At 71.5% G+C, this 2,236-nt stretch carries 4 protein-coding genes; 2 read left to right on the top strand and 2 right to left on the bottom strand.

Annotated features, from left to right (window positions below; all coding sequences use genetic code 11):
* The coding region (locus ACYVE9_RS23810; protein ID WP_461029946.1) for a DEAD/DEAH box helicase at window positions 1–628 on the bottom strand (628 nt) is incomplete at its 3' end.
* 115 nt (window positions 629–743) lie between these two features.
* Window positions 744–947, bottom strand: a complete 204-nt coding sequence (locus ACYVE9_RS23805; RefSeq protein WP_461029945.1) for a cold-shock protein — start codon at window positions 945–947, stop codon at window positions 744–746.
* A 293-nt stretch (window positions 948–1,240) separates the two neighbouring features.
* Between ACYVE9_RS23805 and ACYVE9_RS23800 the strand changes: the two genes are divergently transcribed.
* Both ACYVE9_RS23800 and ACYVE9_RS23795 read left to right on the top strand, forming a co-directional pair.
* Window positions 1,241–1,519, top strand: a complete 279-nt coding sequence (locus ACYVE9_RS23800; protein WP_461029944.1) for an SCO5918 family protein — start codon at window positions 1,241–1,243, stop codon at window positions 1,517–1,519.
* A 207-nt stretch (window positions 1,520–1,726) separates the two neighbouring features.
* Window positions 1,727–2,236, top strand: a 510-nt coding sequence (locus ACYVE9_RS23795; protein WP_461029943.1) for an NAD-dependent epimerase/dehydratase family protein, incomplete at its 3' end; no start/stop codon positions are given.

The raw sequence follows: 2,236 nt of genomic DNA, 5'->3' as shown, positions 1-2,236 counted from the left end.
CCTGCGGCATGAAGCCCATGTCGGCCATCTGGTCGGCCTCGTCGAGCACCGTGATCCGCACCTGGTCCAGGCGGCAGTCCCCACGTTCGATGAGGTCCTTCAGGCGGCCCGGGGTCGCGACGACCAGTTCCGCGCCCTGGCGCAGCGCGCCGGCCTGCCGGCCGATGGACATGCCGCCCACCACGGTCGCCGATCGCAGGCCGAGTGCCTGGCCGTAGGGGGCGAGGGCCGCGGCGACCTGCTGGGCGAGTTCCCGGGTCGGCGTCAGCACCAGTGCCAGCGGCTGCCGGGGCTCGGCGCGCTGTCCCGCGGTGCGCGCCAGCAGGGCGAGCCCGAAGGCCAGCGTCTTACCCGATCCGGTGCGGCCCCGGCCGAGCAGGTCCCGGCCGGCCAGCGAGTTCGGCAGCGTGGCGGCCTGGATCGGGAACGGCTGCGTCACGCCCAGCTCGGTGAGCACCGGCAGCAGCGGTGCCGGAAGGCCCATGTCGGCGAAGTCGTGCACCGCCGGCAGGGCGGGGGTGAGCGAGGCCGGTACGGCGAACTCCGCCGGAGGAGCCGCGGTCCGCCCGCGCGCGGGCGGACCGGAGCGGAAGGAGCGCTGACGGGGGGACTGACTGCGGCGAGTCAACCGGAAGGCCTTTCTGAGGCGGACGACGAGTGAGGGGAGAAGCCCCGGGAACGAGCTGGGCCCGCACCTTGTCGTACAAGGTGCGGGCCCCAGATCTGCGGTGACGCCTCAGGCGTCAGGCAGGCGTGATGTTCTCGGCCTGCGGGCCCTTCTGGCCCTGCGTGACGTCGAAGTTGACCTTCTGGCCTTCCTGGAGCTCACGGAAGCCCTGGGCGGCGATGTTCGAGTAGTGGGCGAAGACGTCAGCGCCGCCACCATCCTGCTCGATGAAGCCGAAGCCCTTTTCCGAGTTGAACCACTTCACGATGCCTGTAGCCATGTTTTTCTCCTTCAGACAGGTTGGCTGCCGGGAATCCGCACCTCGCGGACTCCTGCGTCGCCGAAATGACCCCATCCGGAGAAATCCGGCAAAACAAAAGTGCACCTGAGTGATGTGAGGTCAGGTGCACACAGTGTCCATGGGTACCAAAACTGCAACTTCCACAAACGTACCACAGCGTCGCGGAGGGGCTCGGGCACCCCTCGACCGGGGGTGTTCGCTTCCGGAGGACGGCCGCCTGTGGGACGCTGGAGATCGCACGACCATCACTCCTTCTCCCCCGCCGAGGCACCATGCGTTGCATCATCGCCGGCTACCCCTTCGACCTGACCGCGAGCGAGGTGGAGCAGGCGATGACGGGTGTGAAACCGGAACCCGTCACAGGTGAGGCCGTGAAGATCGGCCGTCGCACCTATCCCGTGAAGCAGGTGGGCGCCATCGTCACCCGCCAGGACCGCCGCGACTTCAGCGCCTTCGAAGTGACGCGCGCCATGAAGCGGCTCGGCTTCACCTGCCTGCCCGCCCCCGCACCCGCCCCGCCGTCACCCGCGGACGAACTGCCGGGCTGGTGACCGCACCACGCTGACCGCCCCGCCGCTCCCCGCGACGGGGCGGTTCGGCACGTCCAATCCTGTCCCGGCAGGCCTCCGTTGCCGACAGCCCGGCACGCTGCGGCCCCGGCCCGGCGCCACCGCGCCCCGGGCCGGTTGCGCCTGCAGCGATTCCGCTGACCGCGATGTGCCCTTCCCCGTTCGCGGTGGGGCGGCGAGAGTCCTCGCATGAGACTTCTGGTGCTGGGCGGTACGGACTTCGTGGGCCGGGTGGTGGCCGAGCAGGCGCTGGAGCGGGGCTGGGACGTGACGCTCTTCAACCGGGGCACGCGCACCGCTCCCCCGGGCGCCCGGACCCTGGTCGGCGACCGCGACACGGCTGACGGCACGGGCGCCCTCACCCGGGGCGAGTGGGACGTCGTCGTCGACACCTGGTCAGGCGCCCCGCACGCGGTCCGGGACGCGGCCGACCTGCTGTCCGGCCGCGTCGGCCACTACACCTACGTCTCCAGCCGCTCGGTGTACACGTTCCCGCCGGCGGCCGGTGCGGACGAGAGCGCGCCGCTGGTGCCGGCCTCCCCCGACGACGGGCACACCGAGTACCCGCGGAACAAGCGCGGCGCGGAACTGGCGGTGACCGCCCGCTTCGGGGAGCGTGCCCTGCTGGTACGGGCGGGGCTGATCCTCGGCCGGTACGAGAACGTCGGCCGGCTGCCCTGGTGGCTGCGCCGGCTGGCT

It is taken from the genome of Streptomyces sparsus, assembly GCF_054776295.1.
Note: the sequence above shows the minus strand (reverse complement) of the source record. Positions and strands in the feature narration are given on the sequence as shown.